At 67.0% G+C, this 20,849-nt stretch carries 18 protein-coding genes; 9 read left to right on the forward strand and 9 right to left on the reverse strand.

Annotated elements, in window-relative coordinates; all coding sequences use genetic code 11:
• Window positions 1–1,152, forward strand: coding sequence for a galactonate dehydratase (gene dgoD / locus ACN9M2_RS17130; RefSeq protein ID WP_426285825.1), 1,152 nt, complete (start codon window positions 1–3; stop codon window positions 1,150–1,152).
• Between the two features lie 59 nt (window positions 1,153–1,211).
• Here the strand turns inward: dgoD and ACN9M2_RS17135 are convergent, their stop codons facing one another.
• Entirely contained in the window at window positions 1,212–1,760 is a 549-nt protein-coding gene (locus ACN9M2_RS17135) for a pseudouridine synthase (protein ID WP_426285826.1), read from the reverse strand.
• A gap of 1 nt (window position 1,761) precedes the next feature.
• Window positions 1,762–2,610 carry a class I SAM-dependent methyltransferase gene (locus ACN9M2_RS17140; protein ID WP_426285827.1) on the reverse strand — a complete coding sequence of 283 codons (849 nt, stop codon included), beginning with the start codon at window positions 2,608–2,610 and terminating at the stop codon, window positions 1,762–1,764.
• 150 nt (window positions 2,611–2,760) lie between these two features.
• Between ACN9M2_RS17140 and ACN9M2_RS17145 the strand changes: the two genes are divergently transcribed.
• Window positions 2,761–4,872, forward strand: coding sequence for a TonB-dependent receptor family protein (locus ACN9M2_RS17145; protein WP_426285828.1), 2,112 nt, complete (start codon window positions 2,761–2,763; stop codon window positions 4,870–4,872).
• 273 nt (window positions 4,873–5,145) lie between these two features.
• Here ACN9M2_RS17145 and ACN9M2_RS17150 read toward each other — a convergent pair whose 3' ends face one another.
• The 5 genes from ACN9M2_RS17150 to ACN9M2_RS17170 are packed head-to-tail and all read right to left on the reverse strand — an operon-like array spanning window position 5,146 to window position 9,199.
• On the reverse strand, window positions 5,146–6,321 hold the full coding sequence (locus tag ACN9M2_RS17150; protein ID WP_426285829.1) for an ABC transporter permease: 1,176 nt from the start codon (window positions 6,319–6,321) through the stop codon (window positions 5,146–5,148).
• Complete coding sequence (locus tag ACN9M2_RS17155) at window positions 6,318–7,052, reverse strand: ATP-binding cassette domain-containing protein (RefSeq protein WP_426285830.1); 735 nt, start codon at window positions 7,050–7,052, stop codon at window positions 6,318–6,320. Before ACN9M2_RS17155 ends, ACN9M2_RS17150 begins: the two co-directional genes overlap by 4 nt.
• Window positions 7,049–8,602: an alpha/beta hydrolase gene (locus tag ACN9M2_RS17160; protein WP_426285831.1), complete on the reverse strand. Its 1,554-nt coding sequence runs from the start codon at window positions 8,600–8,602 to the stop codon at window positions 7,049–7,051. Before ACN9M2_RS17160 ends, ACN9M2_RS17155 begins: the two co-directional genes overlap by 4 nt.
• A 4-nt stretch (window positions 8,603–8,606) precedes the next feature.
• Window positions 8,607–8,801: a helix-turn-helix transcriptional regulator gene (locus ACN9M2_RS17165; RefSeq protein ID WP_426285832.1), complete on the reverse strand. Its 195-nt coding sequence runs from the start codon at window positions 8,799–8,801 to the stop codon at window positions 8,607–8,609.
• Window positions 8,798–9,199: a hypothetical protein gene (locus ACN9M2_RS17170; RefSeq protein WP_426285833.1), complete on the reverse strand. Its 402-nt coding sequence runs from the start codon at window positions 9,197–9,199 to the stop codon at window positions 8,798–8,800. Before ACN9M2_RS17170 ends, ACN9M2_RS17165 begins: the two co-directional genes overlap by 4 nt.
• Before the next feature lie 268 nt (window positions 9,200–9,467).
• On the opposite strand from ACN9M2_RS17170, the gene ACN9M2_RS17175 reads away from it, so the two are divergent.
• Genes ACN9M2_RS17175 through ACN9M2_RS17190 form a run of 4 tightly spaced genes read left to right on the forward strand, consistent with a single transcriptional unit; the run spans window position 9,468 to window position 14,041 of the window.
• A complete protein-coding gene (locus ACN9M2_RS17175; protein WP_426285834.1) occupies window positions 9,468–9,977 on the forward strand; it encodes a Csu type fimbrial protein in 510 nt (169 codons plus the stop codon).
• A 41-nt stretch (window positions 9,978–10,018) separates the two neighbouring features.
• Entirely contained in the window at window positions 10,019–10,714 is a 696-nt protein-coding gene (locus ACN9M2_RS17180; protein WP_426285835.1) for a fimbrial biogenesis chaperone, read from the forward strand.
• Complete coding sequence (locus ACN9M2_RS17185) at window positions 10,668–13,022, forward strand: fimbria/pilus outer membrane usher protein (RefSeq protein WP_426285836.1); 2,355 nt, start codon at window positions 10,668–10,670, stop codon at window positions 13,020–13,022. The genes ACN9M2_RS17180 and ACN9M2_RS17185 overlap by 47 nt, the downstream gene beginning before the upstream one ends.
• Window positions 13,001–14,041: a Csu type fimbrial protein gene (locus ACN9M2_RS17190; RefSeq protein ID WP_426285837.1), complete on the forward strand. Its 1,041-nt coding sequence runs from the start codon at window positions 13,001–13,003 to the stop codon at window positions 14,039–14,041. Before ACN9M2_RS17185 ends, ACN9M2_RS17190 begins: the two co-directional genes overlap by 22 nt.
• 114 nt (window positions 14,042–14,155) lie before the next feature.
• On the opposite strand, the gene ACN9M2_RS17195 is transcribed toward ACN9M2_RS17190, so the two are convergent.
• Window positions 14,156–16,366, reverse strand: a complete 2,211-nt coding sequence (locus ACN9M2_RS17195; protein ID WP_426285838.1) for an autotransporter outer membrane beta-barrel domain-containing protein — start codon at window positions 16,364–16,366, stop codon at window positions 14,156–14,158.
• A gap of 165 nt (window positions 16,367–16,531) precedes the next feature.
• Window positions 16,532–17,587 carry a ribosome small subunit-dependent GTPase A gene (rsgA, locus tag ACN9M2_RS17200; protein WP_426285839.1) on the reverse strand — a complete coding sequence of 352 codons (1,056 nt, stop codon included), beginning with the start codon at window positions 17,585–17,587 and terminating at the stop codon, window positions 16,532–16,534.
• A 118-nt stretch (window positions 17,588–17,705) separates the two neighbouring features.
• Between rsgA and ACN9M2_RS17205 the strand changes: the two genes are divergently transcribed.
• From ACN9M2_RS17205 to ACN9M2_RS17215, 3 genes are all read left to right on the forward strand, one after another.
• Window positions 17,706–18,950, forward strand: coding sequence for an aminotransferase class I/II-fold pyridoxal phosphate-dependent enzyme (locus ACN9M2_RS17205; protein ID WP_426285840.1), 1,245 nt, complete (start codon window positions 17,706–17,708; stop codon window positions 18,948–18,950).
• Between the two features lie 3 nt (window positions 18,951–18,953).
• Window positions 18,954–19,568, forward strand: a complete 615-nt coding sequence (locus ACN9M2_RS17210) for an SGNH/GDSL hydrolase family protein (RefSeq protein WP_426285841.1) — start codon at window positions 18,954–18,956, stop codon at window positions 19,566–19,568.
• 337 nt (window positions 19,569–19,905) lie between these two features.
• Complete coding sequence (locus tag ACN9M2_RS17215) at window positions 19,906–20,778, forward strand: UDP-2,3-diacylglucosamine diphosphatase (RefSeq protein ID WP_426285842.1); 873 nt, start codon at window positions 19,906–19,908, stop codon at window positions 20,776–20,778.
• The last annotated feature ends 71 nt before the right edge of the window (window positions 20,779–20,849 follow it).

Consider the following 20,849-nt stretch of genomic DNA (forward strand, 5'->3'; position numbering starts at 1 on the left):
ATGAAGATCACCAAGATCACCACGTATCGCGTCCCGCCCCGCTGGATGTTCCTCAAGATGGAAACCGACGAAGGCGTCGTCGGTTGGGGCGAGCCCGTGGTGGAAGGCCGTGCGCGCACCGTCGAGGCGGCGGTGCACGAACTTTCCGAGTACGTCGTCGGCAAGGACCCGTCCCGCATCAACGACCTCTGGCAGGCGATGTATCGCGGCGGTTTCTATCGCGGTGGCGCCGTCTTCATGAGCGCCATCGCCGGCATCGACCAGGCCCTGTGGGACATCAAGGGCAAGGTGTTGAACGCTCCGGTGTACGAGCTGCTCGGTGGCCGCGTACGCGATCGCATGAAGACCTATTGCTGGGTGGGCGGTGACCGCCCGGCCGATGTCATCGCGCAGATCCGCGAGCGCTTAGCCCATGGTTTCGACACGTTCAAGATGAACGGGTGCGAGGAAATGGGCATCATCGGTTCGAGCAAGGCGGTGGACGCGGCGGTGGCGCGCGTGGCCGAGATCCGCGAGGCCTTCGGCAACACCATCGAATTCGGGCTCGACTTCCATGGCCGGGTATCCGCGCCGATGGCCAAGGTGCTGGTCAAGGAACTGGAACCGTTCCGCCCCTTGTTCATCGAGGAACCGGTGCTCGCCGAGCAAGCCGAGTACTACCCGCGCATCGCGGCGCACACGTCGATTCCCATCGCCGCGGGCGAACGCATGTACTCGCGTTTCGAATTCAAGAGCGTGCTGGAACGCGGTGGCATCTCGATCCTGCAACCGGATCTCTCGCACGCCGGCGGCATCACCGAATGCGTGAAGATCGCCGCGATGGCCGAAGCGTACGACGTGGCCCTGGCGCCGCATTGCCCGTTGGGACCGATCGCGCTCGCCTCTTGCCTGCACGTGGACTTCGTCAGCTGGAATGCCACGCTGCAGGAACAGAGTATCGGCATCCACTACAACAAGGGCGGCGAGGTCCTCGATTACGTCCTCAACAAGGACGCGCTCGCGTTGGACGATGGCGGCTATGCGTTGCCGTTCAGCGGTCCGGGCCTGGGCATCGAGGTGAACGAGGAGCTGTTGATCGAGCGCAGCCGGGAAGTGGCCGACTGGCGGAACCCGCTATGGCGGCATCCGGATGGGTCCGTGGCGGAGTGGTGAAGTGCCACCACCTGTCGGCGATGCTTCTTGTGGGAGCCGCTTCAGCGGCGATCCCTACGTCAGCGAGCCACCCGGGAATCGATCACCCGTACCTGCCCGACCCCCAACCCATCCAGCCGGTAATCCCCCACCGCCTCGCGCACCAGCCGCAACGTCGGCAACCCCACCGCCGCGGTCATTCTCCGCACCTGGCGATTCCGCCCCTCACGCAGCACGACGCGCAGCCATGCGTCAGGTACCGTCTTGCGAAACCGCACCGGCGGATCGCGCGGCCATAGCCAATCCGGCTCACCGATGGCTTCCACCACCGCCGGCAACGTCGGCCCGTCCTTCAGCATCACGCCGCGCCGCAGCCGTTCGAGTGCATCTTCCGTCGGCACGCCCTCCACCTGGACCACATAGGTCTTCGGCTGCTTGTGCTTCGGGTCGGCCAGCCGGTGCTGCAACTTGCCATCGTCGGTGAGCAACAACAGCCCTTCGCTGTCGTGGTCCAGCCGCCCCGCCGCGTACACGTCCTTCTGCGGCACGAAGTCGGCCAGCGTGCGCCGGCCGGCTTCGTCGGTGAACTGGCAGAGGACCCCGAAGGGCTTGTTCAACGCGACCAGCACCTTACTTGGCGGTGGCGGGCTTCACGAAGCGCAGGGTCATGCGGTCGGATTCACCGATCGCCTGCCACTTGGCCTTGTCCGTCTCGCCCATGTCCAGCGTCGGTGGTAACGTCCACACGCCCTTGGGATGGTTGTGGTCGTCCTTCGGGTTCGCATTGATCTCGCTTTGCGCATCGAGCTTGAAGCCCGCATCGGTCGCCAGCTTGATGACGTAGTCGGTCGGCAGGTAGCCGGAGTTCACGACCTCGTCGAGCTTCTTCCCCGCATCCGCCCGATGGTCTTCCACGCCGAGCACGCCGCCGGGCTTGAGCACGGTGAAAAAGGACTTGAACATCGCCTCGGCGCTGCCGTCGGCGGCCCAGTTGTGCACGTTGCGGAAGGTCAGCACCATGTCGGCCGAACCCGGTGCACCGAGCACGGGCGCCTTGTGGTTGAACTCCACGATCTTCGCGTTTCCGTACTGGGCCGGCGCGAAGGAGAACTTCTTCTGCAACGCCGCCGTGCTCTTCGAGCCCTTCTCGACCGCACCGATGTAATGGCCGTTGTCGTGGAGGAACGGCGCGAGGATCTCGGTGAACCAGCCACCCGAGGGCCAGATCTCGATCACGGTCATATCCGGACGGATGCCGAAAAAGGTCAGCATCTCGCGCGGATGACGGTATGCGTCGCGCGCCTTGTTCTCCGGAGAGCGCCAGCTGCCGGCGATCGCCTTGTCCAGTTCGGCGGCGGTGAGCTGCCCGGCACTGGCCGGCGGCGTCGCCCGGGCGGGCTGGTCCGCGTCGGCGGCGAGGGTGGTGTGCGCGAACGCGAGACCGAGCAGTCCAACGCAGGCGAAAGCGAGCTTCTTCATGGCGACACCGGAAGGTAGGGGACGTGGGCGGGAAGGCTAACACGTGTGTGGAAGCGCTTCAGCGACGACCGCGCAGGAGGCGAGCCGGATCGTGAGCTTATGCATACAATCCCTTCGGCATCCTGTCCGCCCCACCCCAGGGAACCCCACATGCGCCCTCCCCACCTCCGCCCGCTGGCGGGCGGCATCTTCATCGCGCTGGCCTCCGGCGTGGCCGCCCAGGATGCGCAACTCGCGCCCGTCGTGGTCACCGCCACCCGTACGGCGCAGTCGCCCTACGACATCCCCGCCGCCATCGACGTGGTCGCCACGCCGCCGGACGGATCGCTCGACGTGAACCTGTCCGAGCGCGTGCAGGCGATCCCGGGCATCGTCGCCCGCGACCGCCAGAATTACGCGCAGGATACCCAGGTATCGATCCGCGGTTTCGGAGCACGCTCCACCTTCGGCATCCGGGGGGTGCGGCTCTACACCGACGGCATCCCGGCGAGCATGCCGGACGGCCAGGGCCAGGTGTCGCACTTCAACCTCGACTCGGCGGACCGCGTCGAGGTATTGCGCGGACCCTTCTCCGCCCTCTACGGGAACGCGTCGGGGGGTGTGGTGCAACTTTTCACCGCCGACGGCACCGAGCCACCGGAACTGCGCTTCGGCATCGCCGGCGGCAGCAACGGCAATCTCCGCGCTTCGGTGAACGCGCGCGGCGTGGACGGGCCGGTCGACTACAACGTCGACTTCACCCACTTCCGTACCAGCGGCTATCGCGACCACAGCGCCGCGCGGCGCGAGTCGGGCAACGCGAAGATCGGCTGGAAGATCGACGACGATGCCAGGCTGACCCTCGTGGTCAACACGTTGGACGTACCCGACGCCCAGGACCCGCTGGGACTCACCCGGGCGCAGTACCGGGCCGATCCGCGCCAGGTCGCCGCCGTGGCGAACACGTTCGATACCCGCAAGTCGGCCGACCAGCAGCAGGCGGGCCTGATCTACGACCAGCGCATCGACGACGCCAACAGCCTGCGCGTGATGGGCTACTACGGCCAGCGCGGGGTCACGCAATACCTGTCGATTCCGGTGGCGACACAAGTCGCCCAACCGGGAAACTCCGGCGGCGTCGTGGACCTCGACAACGAATACGGCGGAGGCGACGTGCGCTGGACCTGGCGCGATACGCTGGCCGGACGGCCGTTCGAACTGGCCGCTGGCATGGCGTACGACAATCAGGAACAACACCGCCAGGGCTACAACAACTTCGTCGGCGGCACGCTCGGCGTCCGCGGCGACAAGCGTCGCGACGAGATCGACCGTGTCTTCGACTTCGACCAGTACGCCCAGGCGACGTGGCGCATCGCCGACGACTGGAGCCTGATGGGCGGTGTCCGGCACAGCGACGTACGCTTTCGTTCCACCGATCACTACATCGCGCCGGGCAATCCCGACGACAGCGGCACGGTGAAGTACAGCGCGACCACGCCCGTGTTTGGCGTGCTCTGGCGTGCGGTACCGTGGATGCACGTGTACGCGAACTGGGGCCGCGGCTTCGAGACGCCGACCTTCTCGGAACTCGGCTACCGTGCCGATCGCGGTGCGGGCCTGGCCTTCGACCTCAAGCCTTCGCGATCGCACAACGCGGAGCTGGGCCTGAAGTTGCGTCCCGCCGATGGCATCGAGACGGGGCTCGCCGTGTTCCGCGCGGACAGCGACGATGAACTGGCGGTGGCGACCAATCTCGGCGGCCGCACCACCTACCAGAACATCGCGCGGTCGCGGCGACAGGGAATCGAGGCTTCGTTCAGTGCCGGGCTTGCGCGGAACCTTCGGTTCGTCGCGTCGTACACGCACTTGCAGGCGACCTTCCGCACACCCTTCCTCACGTGTGTGGCGGCGGGCTGTCCCGCCCCGGATACATCGGTGCAGGCCGGCACGCGTATTCCGGGTGTGCCGCGTTCGACGGGTTATGCGGCGCTGAAGTACGGCGGCGAGCGCGGGTGGCAGGCGGGGCTGGACATGAATGCCATGGGTGCGACGTCGGTGAACGACCTGGGCACGGAATCGGCGCCGGGGTATGCGTTGTTCGGTATGTCCGGCGGATACGTGTTCGACCAGGGGCCCTGGCGGGTGAACACCTTCGCCCGCGTGGACAATCTGGCCGACCGGCATGTGATCGGGTCGGTGATCGTCAACGATGGGAATGGACGGTATTACGAGCCGTCGCCGGGGCGGACGTTCCTGGTGGGGGTGGATGTGCGGTGGCGGTGAGGTTGACGAGCTGTCGCCGCTGAAGCGGCTCCCACAGTGGCCTTGGCTCTCTTGAGGGGAAATGCTGCTTGTTCTGCTGGAGGTGGTGAGGAAACGTGTATCGCCGACAGGGTCGGCTCCCACCAAGACCTGCCTTTGCCTGGCTTACCGCCGACAGGGTCGGCTCCCACCAGAGCATGCAGGTCCTTAGAGCATGCGGGGCCTGGTGGGAGCCGACCCTGTCGGCGATGCGCGGATGCGCCTGTTGTGGGAGCCGCTTCAGCGGCGATGCTCTTAGCCGGAAATCGCCAGGCGCTCCGACCGGTACAGCAGAGCCGTGCCCCATACCGCCACAACGGCCGCGGCGAAACCGCCGGCGAGACACAGGCCGAGTTGCCACCCGGGCACACCGTCCCCGCGCAGCAATTGCACGATGCCCAGGTTCTGCCCGAGCAATGGCACCGCATACATCCACGGCTCCGCACGCACGGGGATCACCGAAAGCAGGGCGCTCGGCAACACCGGGATGATCATCAGGATCGACAGATAGGTCTGCGCCTCGCGGTAGCTCTTGGCGAACGCCGATACGAGCGACTGCAATGCCGCCAGCAGCACGATCAAGGGCAGCATCAGCAACACCACCTGTGAACCGAACCGCAGCCCGAGGTCCAGCGCGATGCCCAGCTTCTCCACCGGGATGAACAAGGGTGCGGTGGCGAACGCCGCCACGCTGAGCAGGAGGCTCACCAGCGAAAAAGTGCAGATCGCCGCGAGCTTTCCCGCCAGGATCTTCCAGCGTGCCACGGGATTCACGAACAATGGCTCCAACGACTGACGTTCGCGCTCGCCGGCGGTGAGGTCGATGGCCAGGTACATGCCCCCAAGAAAGACCGTGAGCACGAAGAAATACGGCAGGAAGGAAAACATCAGCGCCGAGCGCGATTGCGACGTGGCCTGGTCCCTATCGGCCACCTGCACCGGCCACGCCGTGGTCGGTGACAGGCCTCGCGCGATCAACCGCATCGCACCTTCGCGTTTTCCGTATGACTCGACCACGCTGCGCACGCGCGCCACCGGCGTGGACGCATCGCGCCGCGAGGAATCGTAGATCAGCTCCACCTGCACAGCCTGGCCCTTGCTCCATGCCTGGGCGTATTCCGGCGAGATGCGCAGCACGATGTCGGCGCGCTGCTCGCGCACCGCGTTCTCAGGATCGGGCACGGCCGGGTCCGCATCGATGCCCGCGCCCTTCAACGCGGCGACGAGGTTCGGTGCGACATCCGCACCGATCACCGGCACGGAGATCGGCCGGTCGGACTTGGCCAGTTCGCGGTTGACCATCACGTTCATCAGCATGATGAACATGACCGGTCCCAGCAAGGGACCGGTGATCAGCGCATTGACGAGCGTGCGGCGATCGCGGAGGTTCTCCCGCACTTCCTTCCAGTAAACAGCGATGAAGGCGCTCATGCGGCGAGTCCTTCATCGGTACCGATGATCTTCACGAAGGCATCCTCGAGGCTGGTTTCGCCGGTTTGCGCGAGCAAGGCGGAGGGGGCCTCATCGGCGACGACACGTCCATGGGCGATCACGACGATGCGGTCGCACAAGGCGGCCACCTCCTGCATGATGTGGCTGGAGAAAAGCACGCAGCGCCCCTCGTCTTTCAGTTCCCGCATGAAACGGCGCATCGCACGCGTCGCCATCACGTCCAGGCCGTTGGTCGGTTCGTCGAGCAGTACGTTGCGCGGGTCGTGCACCAGGGCGCGGGCGATCGCGGTCTTGACCCGCTGCCCCTGGGAAAAACCCTCGGTACGCCGCGTGGCGATGTCACGCATCTCCAGCGCATCGATCAGGGCCTCGCGACGCTGGCGGAGCAGCCCGGGTTCCATGCCGTGCAGGCGGCCGAAGTAATCGATGTTCTCCGTCGCGGTCAGGCGCTTGTAGAGCCCCCGCGCATCGGGCAACACGCCGAGCTGGCGGCGGACGGCGAGCGGATCGACCGCCGCGTCCACGCCGTCGACCAGCACCTGGCCGGCATCCGGCGTCATCAAGGTGTAGAGCATGCGCAGCGTGGTGGTCTTTCCCGCGCCATTGGGGCCGAGCAGGCCGGTGATCTCGCCATCGCGCGCGGTGAAGCTCACGCCGTTCACGGCGCGTACCTCGCCGAACGCCTTGTGCAGGTCCTTGACCTCGATCATGGGGTGGCTCCGTTGAATCCGACGAAGACAGGCAAGGGCTTGAGGCGATCCAGGCACGACGTGTCGAGGCCCTTCGCATCCGCCTTGTCGATGAAACGGTCGAGCAGGCGGGGCATGCAACCCCGCGCGACCACGTTGTGGCCCTGCCCCTTCAGCACGACGTGGCGCCCGTTCGGCAATCCCTTCACCACCTCGTCGCCATAACGCGGTGGTGTCACGGGATCGAACTCGCCGGACATCAACAGGGTGGGCACGTCGCTTTTCAACGGCTCGTGGAAATCCGCCGGACGAACGCCGTGAGGCCAGACCGAACACGCCGCACGAAAGGCTTCGATCATCGTGTCACCGAGGATGGTGTCCTTGTCCTGCGGTCGCGGTTGCAACAGGTCGGCGTCTTCGGAACAGATCACGGAGTACTGCATGCCGCCGTCCATGGTGTCGCCAAGATCACCGGTGAGCAGTTTCGCCTGGCCCAGCAACGGCCCGACATCGCCGCGCGCGGCGGCGTCGATCGACAACGGCAACAAGGCGGCGGTTTCCGGGGAGTAGGCGAACATGCGTACGACGGTGGCCAGGGAGACTTCGCTCAACACGCGCTGCACTGACGCGTAGTTCTGCGGGTCGCGGAAACTCACCTTGTGCGGGTTGGCGCGCAGGGCGTCACGCAGCTGGTAGAGCGTCTGGTACGGATCGCTGAAACGCGCGCGACACGCCTCGTCAGCTTCGCAGCGGGCGAACTGCGCCTTCAGCGCGGCATCCAGGTTGACCGCGAAATCCTCGCCCAGCACGAGCGAGTTAGGCGCGATCCCATCGAGGATCAACGTTCGCAGGCCGTCCGGGTGCCGCATCGCGTATTGCTGGGCCACGCGGGTGCCATACGACACGCCGAGCAGGTCGAACTTCGGTGAACCCAGCGCGCGCCGCACGTCCTCCAAATCCGCCACGGCATCCGTGGTCGTATAGAAGCGCACGTCGGCGTCCTTCGAGAGCTGCTCCAGGCAGTGGCGGGTTTCCTTGCGCACGGCCTCGGCATCGAAGCCATGCGTTTCCTCCGCGCCGCCGGGCACGCCCAGTTCGTCTTCGCGGCAGCTCAACGGATGCGATCCGCCGGTACCGCGCTGGTCGAGCAGGAGCAGGTTGCGGTGCGCCAGCAGCGGCGCCATCGCCGGCGCGATCGCCGGATAGCTTTCGGCGGCGGACTGCCCCGGGCCACCGGCGATGAACGCGACCATGTCGGGGGCCGGCACCTGCGCGCTGCTGCGGACGATCGCCAGGCGCAAGGCGATCTTGCGGCCGTTGGGATTCGCGCGATCCTCCGGCACCTGGAAAGGCGCGCACCACGCCGCCGTCGACAAGCCCGAATGCGGCTGCGGCAGTTCGCACGGCTTCAGTTCCAGCGACCCGAGCTGCCATACCCGCGGCGGCGCGGGACGCGTCGCGGCAGGCGCCTCCGTCGCGGGTTTTTCCGTCCGGTGATGCATCCATTGCCGTCCCGAGAGGGCGGCGGCGACGATCGCGATGACGACGGCGATCCGTGGCGCTCGTTTCATACGCTCATTCCCCCGGGGTAAAGATGGATTCGATGGGCAGTTCGAACAGTTTCGCGATCTTGAAGGCGAGCGGCAGGCTGGGATCGTATTTCCCGGTTTCCACCGCGTTCACCGTTTGCCGGGACACGTCCAGTCTCTCGCCGAGATCGGCTTGCGACCATCCGAACGCCGTTCGCAGTTCACGGAGGCGGTTGTTCATCGGGCACGGTAATACAAGCGGACGGCGCACTTGACCACGCCGAAGCAACCCAGCAGCACCGGCAACACCCAGATCGCCACCGCCTCGGCGGGCGGCGCGGCGATCACCCGCGCGTTGAGCAACATGCCGTAGGTGAAGAAGCCGAAGGCACCGATGCCGCCGGCGATAGCGATGGATTCAAGGTCGATGCGACGTTCGAACTCGTCCTGGTCGCGGATCACGCGCACCATCGCGCGGATGACGAAGGCGATCGGCAACACGGGCAACAGGGTTACCAGCGTTCGCGCGAGACTGCCTTCCAGCGTTTTCAACCAGCCGACGGAAAGAAAGAGCAGGATCACGTAGGCCAGCATCGCCGGGAAGAATTCACGCAGGTAACGCTTGTGCACGGCACGCATCGCCACTCCCCCGATGGATGTAGTCGGACTACCGCTGTCGCGCGGCCGAAGGCGTGTCAAGCACGCTTTACATCATCATGCGGCGACCTCCCCCGCTCTGTCAAGAGTCCTTGACACCAGTCGATCTGTGCTCTTTCGGCATCGATAGGTCGATACGGCAAGCGGGCCGTAAATGCACACCGGCACATTCGCCTTTCCCCGATCCTTGCTTCCGACGGACGTACCCGTGCCGATCGGCCGGACCGCTCCGCCACCAGGGAGACACGCCATGCATCCTGTCATCCGCCTGTTCGCCGGCACCGTCGCCATCGTCCTCGGCACGACCAGTTCCGTGGGCTACGCCGCCACCGCCACGACCACCTTCAACGTGCGTGTCACGATCACCGCCGCTTGCGACATCACCACGACGGCACCGACCGACGTCAACTTCGGCAGCCAGCCGTCCACCGCGACCAACGTCGACAACCAGGGCGCGCTCAACGTGAACTGCACGCCCAGCGCTCCCTACACGATCGCGCTGGACAACGGCCAGAACGGCACCGATGCGAACTCGCGCAAGATGAGCAACGGCTCGGCCCTGGTGCCTTACCAGCTCTACCGCAACGCCACGCGCACCGCGGCCGACGTCTGGGGCAGCACCACCGGCGCGGGCGGCAACGTGTACGCGGGCACGGGGACCGGCAGCGTGCAGAACATCCCCGTCTACGGCCGCGTGCCGAGTACCAATTTCACCGCCGGCAGCTACACCGACGTCATCACCGCCACGATCACGTACTGACGGTGTGCCGATGGGCGCTCCGCGTGGCGAAGGCTGCCGCGATGGCCATCGCGGTCATCGTGGCGCCGGTGGCGTCGGGCAGCGGATTGCAGGTGACGCCCATCGGCCTTCGCCTCGCGACGAAGACATCGGCCGAGGCGCTGTGGCTGACGAACACGGGCAACGACCCGGTCCAGGCCCAGGTCCGCGTATTCCGTTGGACGCAGGTGAACGGCGAGGATGTCCTGGCGCCGTCGCGCGACCTCGTGGTGAGTCCACCGATGGTGGCCATCGAGCCGGGGGACCGCCAGCTCGTGCGCGTGATTCGGCAGGCCACGCCGCCGGCAGGCGGCGTGGAAGCCGCCTACCGCATCCTGGTCGACGAATTGCCGGTGGGCATGGCCGCCAAGGGCGGACTGACCTTCGTCCTGCGCTATTCCATCCCTGTTTTCCTCGCCCCCGCCGGCGACCCGGCGACGAAAGCGGCGTTGGAAACCATCTGGGAAGAAACGGCGGAGGGTACAAGCCTGCGCGTACACAACAGCGGAAACGGCCATGCGCAAATCGCGGACGTGACCTGGCAGGGGCCGGAGGACCGGCGCAACGTGCTCCTGTCCGGGCTGGTCGGCTATGCCCTGCCGGACTCGACGATGCGCTGGAATCTTCCGGCGGACGTGCCGAGGGGCGGCGTATTGCGCGCGAGGATCAACGGTGACGCGTCCGAATCGACGCTGGTCGTTGACCCTAGGGGCCCTTAGTGTCCTGGCGCTCGACTCAGGCAACAGCCACGCCTTGTCCAACGAACCGGCCCCCGTCCCGCCTCCGCCCACGGTGATGCCGCGCACGCGAACCACGGGAGAAGACCTCTATCTCGAAGTGGTGCTCAATGGCTCGTCGACGGAGAAGCTCGTGCATTTCATCCATCGCGGGGAGACGCTTTGCGCGCTGGCCGGGGACTTGCGCGGGCTGGGTTTCATCCTGCCGCCCGGTGACGGCGAACGCTGCCTGCCGGATATCGAGGGTCTTCGCTATGCCTACGATGTGCGCCTGCAACGGGTGGACATCCAGGTACCGAACGAACGCCTGCACCTGCCCACGCACATCCTCAATCGACAGGAACGCCCCGCATTGCGCGCCACCAGCGGTACCGGTGTCCTGCTCAACTACGACATCTATGCCGCGCACGGTGGTGGCGAGGGCAACATCAGTGGACTCGCGGAGTTGCGCGGCTTCAGCGAAGGCCTGGGCGTGCTCAGCACCACCTCGTTGACCCGTCGTTACCAATCCCACGGCGTGGGATGGCGGGGCGATTCCGTGCGGCTGGATACCCAGTGGCGTCTTTCGTTCCCCGATCGTGCGCAGGTGCTGACCGTTGGCGACACCTTCACCGGCTATCTCGCCTGGACGCGGGCCACGCGTATCGGCGGAATCGCCTATGGCACGGATTTCGCCACCCAGCCCTATCGCGTGACGACGCCCCTGCCCCAGTTCTTCGGCGAGGCCACGGCGCCGTCGTCGGTGGAGCTTTATGTCGACGGCATCCGCCAGTACAGCGGCAAGGTACCGGCTGGCCCGTTCCAGCTCACCGCCGTTCCCGGCATCGACCAGGCCGGTCAGGCGCAAGTGGTGCTCACGGACGCGCTCGGCCGCAGCAGCACGGTCACGTTCCCCTTCTATGCCGCGAGACAACTGCTGCGCGAAGGCCTGGATGACTGGTCGGTGGAGCTCGGCACGGTACGCCGGGCCTATGGCATCGACTCCTTCTCGTACGGCGACGCGCCTGTCGGCAGCGCTACGTGGAGACATGGTGTCTCCGACACGCTCACCCTGGAATCGCACGCCGAGGCAGGCGACGGGCGCGGCACCGCGGGCGCGGGCGGCGTGTGGAGCCCGGTGGGGGCGCACGTCCTGAATGCGTCACTGTCCCTGTCCCGAGGTGGCGGCCGGCAGTATGGATTCGGCTACGCATGGAACGGACACTATATGAATGCGTCGATCGACACGTTGCGTGGCGATGTCCGTTACCGGGATGTGGCCGCAGGCTATGGATCGCCCCCGCCACGCGTCAGCGATCGCGCGCTCATCGGCTTCAACGTGCGCGAATCCAGTTTCGGCGCCAACCTCGTCCGGCTCCGCTACAGCGGACAACCCATCTCGCGATACGCCGGCCTGTTCGCGCTGCGCAACGTCGGTCGCGGCGTATCGTTGAGCGCCAGCTACAACCGTAACCTCGACGATGCCTCGGATCGCAGTTTTTTCATCGGCGTGACCGTCGCGTTGGATCTCCGCGCTACCTTGAGCGCATCCATGCAGCGCGACCGCGAACGGACCTTCGGCGTGGTCGACGCCAGCCGCGCCATCGACGGAGACGGCGGCTTCGGATGGCACGTGCAAGGACGTTCGGGCGCGGATGCGGGTGGTCTTGGCGAAGTGGGCTGGCTCGGCAACCGTGGCCAGATCACGGTCGGTGCCAGCGATGTGGGGCCGTCCTCGTACAGCTATGCCGACGCCAACGGGGCGATCGTGCTGATGGGTGGGCACGTATTCGCCGCCCGTCGCATCGACGATGCCTTCGCCCTCGTGACGACCGAAGGCGCAGCGGACGTGCCGGTGCTGCTCGAGAATCGCCGTACCGGCGTGACCGACAGCCGTGGGTTGCTACTGGTCTCGCGGCTGAACGCCTACCAGGACAATCGCCTCGCCATCGATCCCCTCGACCTGCCCGCCGACGACCGTGTGCAGCGCGTCGAAGCGACGATCGCGCCCGCGGACCGTTCCGGGGTGATGGTGCGCTTCCCCGTGAAGCGGGTGCGCGCCGCGCTGGCCACGCTCGTCGACGAATCCGGCGCGCCCCTGCCCGTGGGTTCCACGGTCGCGACGGGCGATGGTGGAAACGCCATCGTCGGTTACGACGGCATGGTCTATCTCGACAACCTGGAAGGCAGCACCATCCTGGATGTGGGCATACAAGGCGGTGGCCATTGCAGGGCGACGCTCGACTACCCCCCGCATGCACACAACCTTCCCGATCTTGGCCCACTGGCATGCCGGTCCCGCACGCCGTGAAGTGGCTGGCCGTCATCGTCATCGCGCTTGCCGCGTTGCTGGCGGGACCGCGGGCGGAAGCCACGACCACCTGCACGATCACCGGGATCACCACGCTCGCCTTCGGCCCCGTGGACCCCACGTCCGGCACCGTCGATGGTACGGCGACCATCGACTACAGCTGCACGTACAGCGGCGGCCTGCTCGGTGGCCTCTATGGGGTCTACCTCACCGGATGCATCGGGCTCGCTCCGGACGACCTGGGCAACGTCTCGCCGCGCACCGCCATCAACGGCAACAGCGATCGCATGCAGTATCAGCTGTACAAGGATTCGCCACGCAGCAATGTGTGGGGTCCCATCGGAAACGCGACGTACACGCCGCTGACCTTCCAGTTGACCTTCACCATCCTGTCGAACCCACAGACACGCACCGGCTCGGTCACCGTCTACGGACGGGTGCCCGCCGGCCAGTCGACGTTGTCGAGCGGCACGTACAGTGGGACCCTTGCCGGAGGATTGAACGCGAACGGACTCGCGTATCGCTACAACGAGGTGCTGCTCAGCCTCGGCACGTATCCGGCGAGTTGCCAGAGTGGCGGTGGCGGTGGCGGTGGCGCCAGCGGGGCCGGGCCGTCCTCGACGGTGACGGCATCGGTATCGAACCTGTGTACCCTCGCCACGGCGAGCGATCTCAACTTCGGCAGCGTATCGGGCCTGCTGCAGACGAACACCGACCAGACCTCGTTGCTGCGCATGACCTGCACCAACCGCGCGGCATACCAGGTGGGGCTGGACAATGGACAGAACGCATCCGGCACGACGAGACGAATGACATCCGGGGCCGGCTTCGTGAACTACGAGCTTTACCGTGACACCCAGCGCACGCTGCGCTGGGGAGAATCGCTGAACGTCGACACGGCGACGGGCACGGGTTCCGGCGCGGAGCAGACACTGACGGTGTATGGCCGCCTGCCGATGCAAGCGGCCGTTGGCGCTGGTGTGTACAGCGATGTGGTGAAGGTGACGGTGACTTATTGAGGGGCTGGGACTTTATTGAAGGGTTGGTGTGGGAGCCGCTTCAGCGACGATGGGTGCTTGCTTCCGGCTGGCCCGCTACCGCGGGCTTTTTCCTGCCCGACCTGGAATGCATTCCTAGAACGCGAGGGCTACTCCGGCGCGTGCGGTGATCCCGGCCTCACCACCCTGCCCGATGCGAACGCGCCGGACCGCGTCGACATGGGCCGTCATGCGCGACCACAGATGAAAGGTCGCACCGATCGACAATTCGGCCGCACGCGTCGCCCGTTCCATGGGAAACCGTTCACCGGACAGGTCGGTCGATCCGCCCGAAGGACGGATGAGCGCATGCCGAAGCTCCAGGTAAGGCGTCCACGCATGCAGCACGCCGCCTTTGGGCGCGAGCACCAGCGACGCCCTTGCCCCACTCCGCAGCATCACGCGCCGTGGCATGCCGCCGAGCACGTCGAGCCCGTCGCCATCGACCGCGCGGCTGAAACGGAGCCGCTGCCAGAGCAGGGACGAGCCCGGTTCGATGGCCAACCGATCCGTGACCTGCCAGCGATACCCTGCGGAAAGCGCCTTGTCGTCGCCATTGGCCCGCAGTCGCCCCAGCACCTCACCCCGCGTGGGTGTGTGCACGCCGATCCGGTAATGCGTCATGGCGTAGCTGGCCGCCACCTGCCAGCCACCTTCCGTCGCCAGCTGCGCATGCAGTGCCACGCCGCGAGCGCCAACGCGGGCTTCGCTTCGTCCATCGACGATTCGGGGCGACACGAGACTGCCGCCGAGCGAAGCCGCCCCTCCCACGCGCCACGTCGTATCGCCATCGGCATGGACGAGAAAATCGCCGGCGACCTGCACGCCGCGGTCGCGGCGTCGGTAGTCCACGCCATAGGAGGTGAATGGCAAGGTACTGCGATAGGCCATGTCGCCACCGAACGCGCGTACGCGCCACGCCGGATCGCGGGCGACGTCCCGTTCGTGCGGATGGAGCGCATCGAGCGCCGCCGCGCCGTAACCGAACAACGCATGGTTCAACACCAGGTAAGCGGGGGCTTGGGGGGCAAGCGCGGGACGCATGGCGGGTGCCGTCGAGCGGCTTCGTCCCTCGCGCCCCTGCGCGGGACCTTCGACCTTCCTGCTTTGCAGGCGGAAATCCCAGAATCCGCCGCCCTCGCCCTCGACCAAACGCTGGCGGGCGTCGCTCCCGCCCGGCTCATAGGCCTGCAAGGCGTAACTCCATGGCCCGACCGCCACGTGGTCTCCCGCCAACTGGAAGGACCCGGCGCTTGCCCTGCCGCCGACCTGCACGAGACTGATGCCATCGTCGGAGCCGTTGCCCCCATCGCGTCCCGCGGTCGCCGCCCCCTTGCCGCCGGCATGGATCACGTGCACCACGGTGTTGCCCGATGCGTCGCCGCTGACGAGCAGTCGGTCGGTCGCCTGCCGGCGCAACGATCCGCCGGCATCGAGCCGGGTGCCGAGCATGATGCCGACGGCACCCGCATCGGCCGTCCACGTGCCGACCCGGAGCGTCGTGAAGCCCGGCCGGGTCCGGTCGAACGCGACCGTACCGCCGCGGGACAACCGCAGTGCGTCGACGGCACTGTCCCCGCCCACGATCCAGGTGCTGTCTTCGAGAGCGACGCTCGAAAGCCGCCCCGCCTTGCCTCGCCATGCGCTGCGCAGCATTCGCAGGTCGAGCGCGCCCGTGCCCTCGCGCATGATGTCGCCGTCGATACGGCCGGCGACGGATGTGATGCCGAGACCTACCTCGCCACTGCCGATACGGCCGCGGATCGTGGAGTCCTCCAACTGCACCCGTGCGGTTCCGCCACCGGGGAAATGCGTGGCGATGGCGTGGCCACGTCCTCCATCGATCGAGGACCCATGGAGCCACGCCGTGCCGCCGGCGAGTGCCAGCGCGATGGACTTGTCTCCCGCGCCGCTGGACACCTCGACGCCGGAATGATCCAGCTCGATCGTGGCGTGGCGTTGCGCCTGCACTCCGATCGTGCGGCGTCCGTTCAATTGGATTCGGCTGTTGGCCAGCGATACTTCGGCACCATCGATGGCGAGGATGCCGAACGCATGGCCGGTGGGGACCGACGCGCCATCGTGGATGATGGTCAGCGCTTCCGCGTCGAAGGTGGCACGCGAGGCCACGCGGATACCGATGGCCATGTCTCCGGAGACATGGATGATGTCGCCAGGGTCCAACTGCGCGGCTTCACCGCGGTCGACGACGATGCCGGCCTTCCACTCCGTGGATTGCGCAGGCGAGGCGAGCGCGCCGACGAGGGCCATGGCGAACGCGCCGCGCCCGCACGATACCGTGGCCATGATGGCCTCCTTGCATGCCGATAGGGACAAGCAAGTTAGTTACCGGGGCGCGCGGTGTATGTCGGTTGCGGGCGTGATATGTGTAGGGTGATGTGGTGCTTGCCGCAAGCTGGCGCGCTGCCGCGGGATCGCCGACAAGGTCGGCTCCCACATCAGCCGGCGGTATCAATCCTCGCTGCGGGACCAGTCGCCGCGGCGTGGTTTGCCGCTGGTCTTCGGGGCCGCCTTGCGCTTCAGGCGAGCTTCCAGCGTGGCGGCCTGCTCCTCCCGTTCGTCATGCAGCTTGAGGTAGTTGCGCCAGCGTTGCGGCGACAATTCGCCCGAGGCGAGTGCCGCCTGGATCGCACAGCCCGGCTCGTTGCCATGACTGCAATCGGCGAAACGGCATTGCGCGGCGAGCGTCTCGATATCGGCGAACAGGTCGAGGTTTTCCTCGCCGGTGAGCTTGAGTTCGCGCATGCCAGGGGTGTCGATCAGGCAACCGCCGGTCGGCAGGCTCAACAGGGCGCGATGCGTGGTGGTGTGCCGCCCACGGCTGTCGTTCGTGCGCACCGCGCCGGTGGCCATGCGTTCCTCACCCAGCAAGGTGTTGGTGAGCGTCGACTTGCCCGCGCCCGACGAACCGACCAGGACCGCGCTCATGCCGGGACCGAGGTACGCCGCCAGCAGGCCTACCGTGGCCGGGTCCTTGGCATTGATCGCGTGAACGGCGGCATCGGCGGGCAGGCGGGTCTCCAGCGCGGCGATGGCCGCGGCCACGTCCACGCCCGTGTCGGCCTTGCTCAGCAGTACCACGGGATGGGCACCGGAGCCTTCCACCAGGGTAAGGTAGCGCTCGATCCGCGAGGGATTGAAGTCGCCATCCAACCCGGTCAACACCAGCACATAGTCGATGTTGGTGGCGATGATCTGCCGTTCGTAACGTTCGCCGGCGGCGGCACGGGTGAGCACCGAACGCCGTGGCAGCACCGCTTCGATCACCGGATGGCTGGCATGGTCGAGGAAGACGAAGTCGCCCACCGCGGGCCGCAGCGAGGGGTCGATCCCTCGCTTGAGGAAAGGCCCCGCCGGCTGCGCGTTGAACGCCACGGAGCCGTCGTGCACCTCGTAGCCCGCGCGATGCTGTGCCACCACGCGCGCGAGGCGGCGTGGGTCGTCGGGCAAGGCGGGGTCGCGCCAGCCGATGTGGCGCAGGCGCGCCAGGTCCGAGGAATCGGTCATGGGCGGGATTATGCCCGCTCGCGGCCCGTTTTCCGCCTCGCGACGCCGTAAAGACGCTGTTAGGATCGTGACACGACCGCCGGGAAGGGCCCGGCAGGTACGCAATGGAAGTCCCGACGTGTCCTCGATCAAGCCCAGCGCGCACCTGGCGGAAGTGCGCTATGAAATCCGCGGCGCCCTCACCCGGCGTGCGCGCGAGATGGAAGCGGCGGGCCAGCCGATCATCAAGCTCAACATCGGCAACCCCGGTCGCTACGGGTTCACGACCCCGCCGCACCTGCGCGAAGCCATCGGCGCGCATCTGGTGGACAGCGAGGCCTACGGCCACGAACAAGGCCTGGAAGAAGCCCGCGAGGCGATCGTCGCCCAGCAAAGGAGCCGCGGCGCGACCGGTGTCGATGTCGAGCACGTCTTCATCGGCAACGGCGTGAGCGAGCTGATCGACATCTCGCTGCGCGCCCTGCTCCAGCCCGGCGACGAGGTCCTCCTGCCCAGTCCGGACTATCCGCTGTGGAGTGCCGCGACGATCCTCAACGACGGCAGCCCCCGCTATTACCGCTGCCTTGCCGAAAACGGCCATCTGCCCGATCCCGATGAGATCGATGCACTGGTCGGGCCGCGCACGCGCGCGCTGGTGCTGATCAATCCGAACAATCCCACCGGCGCGGTCTATCCGAAGGCGCTGCTGGAACGCATCGTCGAGGTCGCCCGTCGGCACGACCTGCTCCTGCTGTGCGACGAAATCTACGACGAGATCCTCTACGACGGCACACCGTTCCAACCCCTGGCGGCCGTCGCCGGCGACCATCCGTGCGTGAGCTTCGGCGGGCTGTCCAAGGTCCATCGCGCCTGCGGTTACCGGGTGGGCTGGATGAGCCTGTCGGGCGACCCGCGTCGCACCGCGGACTATCGCGACGCCCTGCAGTTGCTCGCCGCGCTGCGCCTGTGCGCGAACGTGACGGCACAGTGGGCCGTACGCCCGGCCCTGCTCGACAAGCCGACCATCGGCGCACTGACCGCACCGGGCGGCCGCCTCCACGAGGCCCGCCGCATCGTGCTCGAAAGCGTCGCCGCCAGCCCGTTCCTCGAGACGGTGGCACCGGGCGGCGCGATCTACGCCTTCCCCCAGATCCGTGCCGACGCCATCGCGCATTTCGACGACACCGCCTTCGCCCTGCGCCTGCTCGAAGACGAGAACGTGCTCGTCGTGCCGGGCACCAGTTTCAACCTGTCCGCGAGCCGCCACCTGCGCCTCACCTTGCTGCCGCCACCGGAACAGCTGGCCGAGGTCTTCGTCCGCATGGACCGCGTACTCGCACGCATGGCCGACGAGGCGATTCCCGCCGCCAGCGCGGTCGCCTGATCGATGACAGATCCTGCGTTTCTCGCCCTGGGCGATTCGTACACGATCGGCGAAGGTGTTCCCGAGGAAGGCCGCTGGCCGGTGCAACTCACCGTGCGGCTGCGTGAAAACGGGATCGCCGTGGGTGCGCCGCGCATCGTCGCCACCACGGGCTGGACGACGGATGAACTCTCCGCGGCGATGGACGCGGCGGCGCTGCAACCCGGCTATGCGTTCGTCACCCTGCTGATCGGGGTGAACAACCAGTACCGCGGACGAACCACGACGGAATACGGCGAGCAATTCCTCGCCCTGCTTCGACGGGCGGCGGAATTATCCGGCGATGCCCGCCGCGTCGTCGTCGTGTCGATTCCCGACTGGGGCGTGACCGCCTTCGCGGAAGGGCGCGACCGCGCGGCGATCGGCCGCGACATCGATGCGTTCAACGCCATCGCGCGCGATGAAACGCTGCGGATGAATTCGCGTTGGGTGGACGTGACGCCCGCTTCGCGCGAAGCGGGGGCGAAGCCCGGCATGCTGGTGGACGACGGGCTGCATCCGTCGGCGGCGCAATATGCGGAGTGGGTGAAGCGGATACTTCCCGAGGCTCAAGCCGTGTTGCGTGAAGTTCACCGCTGATCGCCGATGAATCGGCTCCCACAGGAGCATCGGCAGATCCCAGGCTCCCCTAGGAGCGTCGTTAAAGTCCGGCTCCCATAGGGCTTGAAACCATCGGTAGATCCCATCGCCGACAGGGTCGGCTCCCACCAGAGCCTTGAATGTCCATGTGCCTTGACTGTCAGACCCGGCAGGGTGGGAGCCGACCTTGCCGGCGATGCTCCTGTGGGAGCCGATTCATCGGCGATCCGGTGCGAAGCACCGGCACGGCCGCAACACCCCTGCAACACCTCCGCCACGCACCCGTTACTTCCGAGCCCGAGACTGGGCACCCGGGACAACCCCGGGAACCGATGCCATGGCGAAGCTCACCTGCCGCAGCGCCTTCATCTCCGACGTGCACCTCGGCACCCCCGACTGCAAGGCGGCTTATCTACTCGACTTCCTTCGCCACCTGGAGTGCGAGCGGCTCTACCTCGTCGGCGACATCGTCGACCTGGAAGCGCTGGCGAAGCGCCATTGGTGGCATCCGGACCATAGCGCCGTGATCGCCGAACTGGTCGCCATCGCCGCGCGTGGCGTCGAGGTGATCTACATTCCCGGCAACCACGACTTCCAGATGCGCGGCCTGGCCGGATCGAGCATCGCCGGCATCCGCGTGGAACTGGATGCCATCCACGAAGGTGCCGACGGCCGCCGCTACCGGGTCAGCCACGGCGACGAATTCGATCCCGAGCACGTCGGCCGCCGCTGGATCGCCTGGCTGGGCGACACCCTGCATCGCTTCATCTGCTGGGCCAACCGCCGCGTGCACGCGGTGCGCCTGCGCCTGGAACTGCCCTACCTGCCCCTGTCGATCATCCTGAAGTCGCACGTCGGCGCGGCGCTCGAGTACATCCGTGGCTACGAGCAGCGCGTGGCCCGCGACGCCCGTGAGCGCGGCCTCGATGGCCACATCTGCGGACACATCCATTTCGGCCACGTCCGTCCGATCGACGGCATTCTCTACCTGAACGACGGCGACTGGGTGGAGCACTGCACCGCCCTGGTCGAGGATGCCACCGGCGCCATGGAGCTGATTCACTGGACGGAGCGGGTGACCCCGCTGGGCCGGGCCAGCCGCGAGACCGTGCTGCCATCGCCAGAAGCGGTGCTCGGGTTCGCCCCGCTGGCCGACTGCCGGGCGGATCTCTCCACCCTGCGCGGCACCGGAGTGTCGATAGCGGGTTGAAACGGACCGGATAGGGCCCATGTGCGGTGGATGCCGGTAAAATGGCTCCCTTCCTTTTCCGCGGTGACCCC

This window comes from Luteibacter sp. E-22, from assembly GCF_049913125.1.
Lineage (GTDB): Bacteria > Pseudomonadota > Gammaproteobacteria > Xanthomonadales > Rhodanobacteraceae > Luteibacter.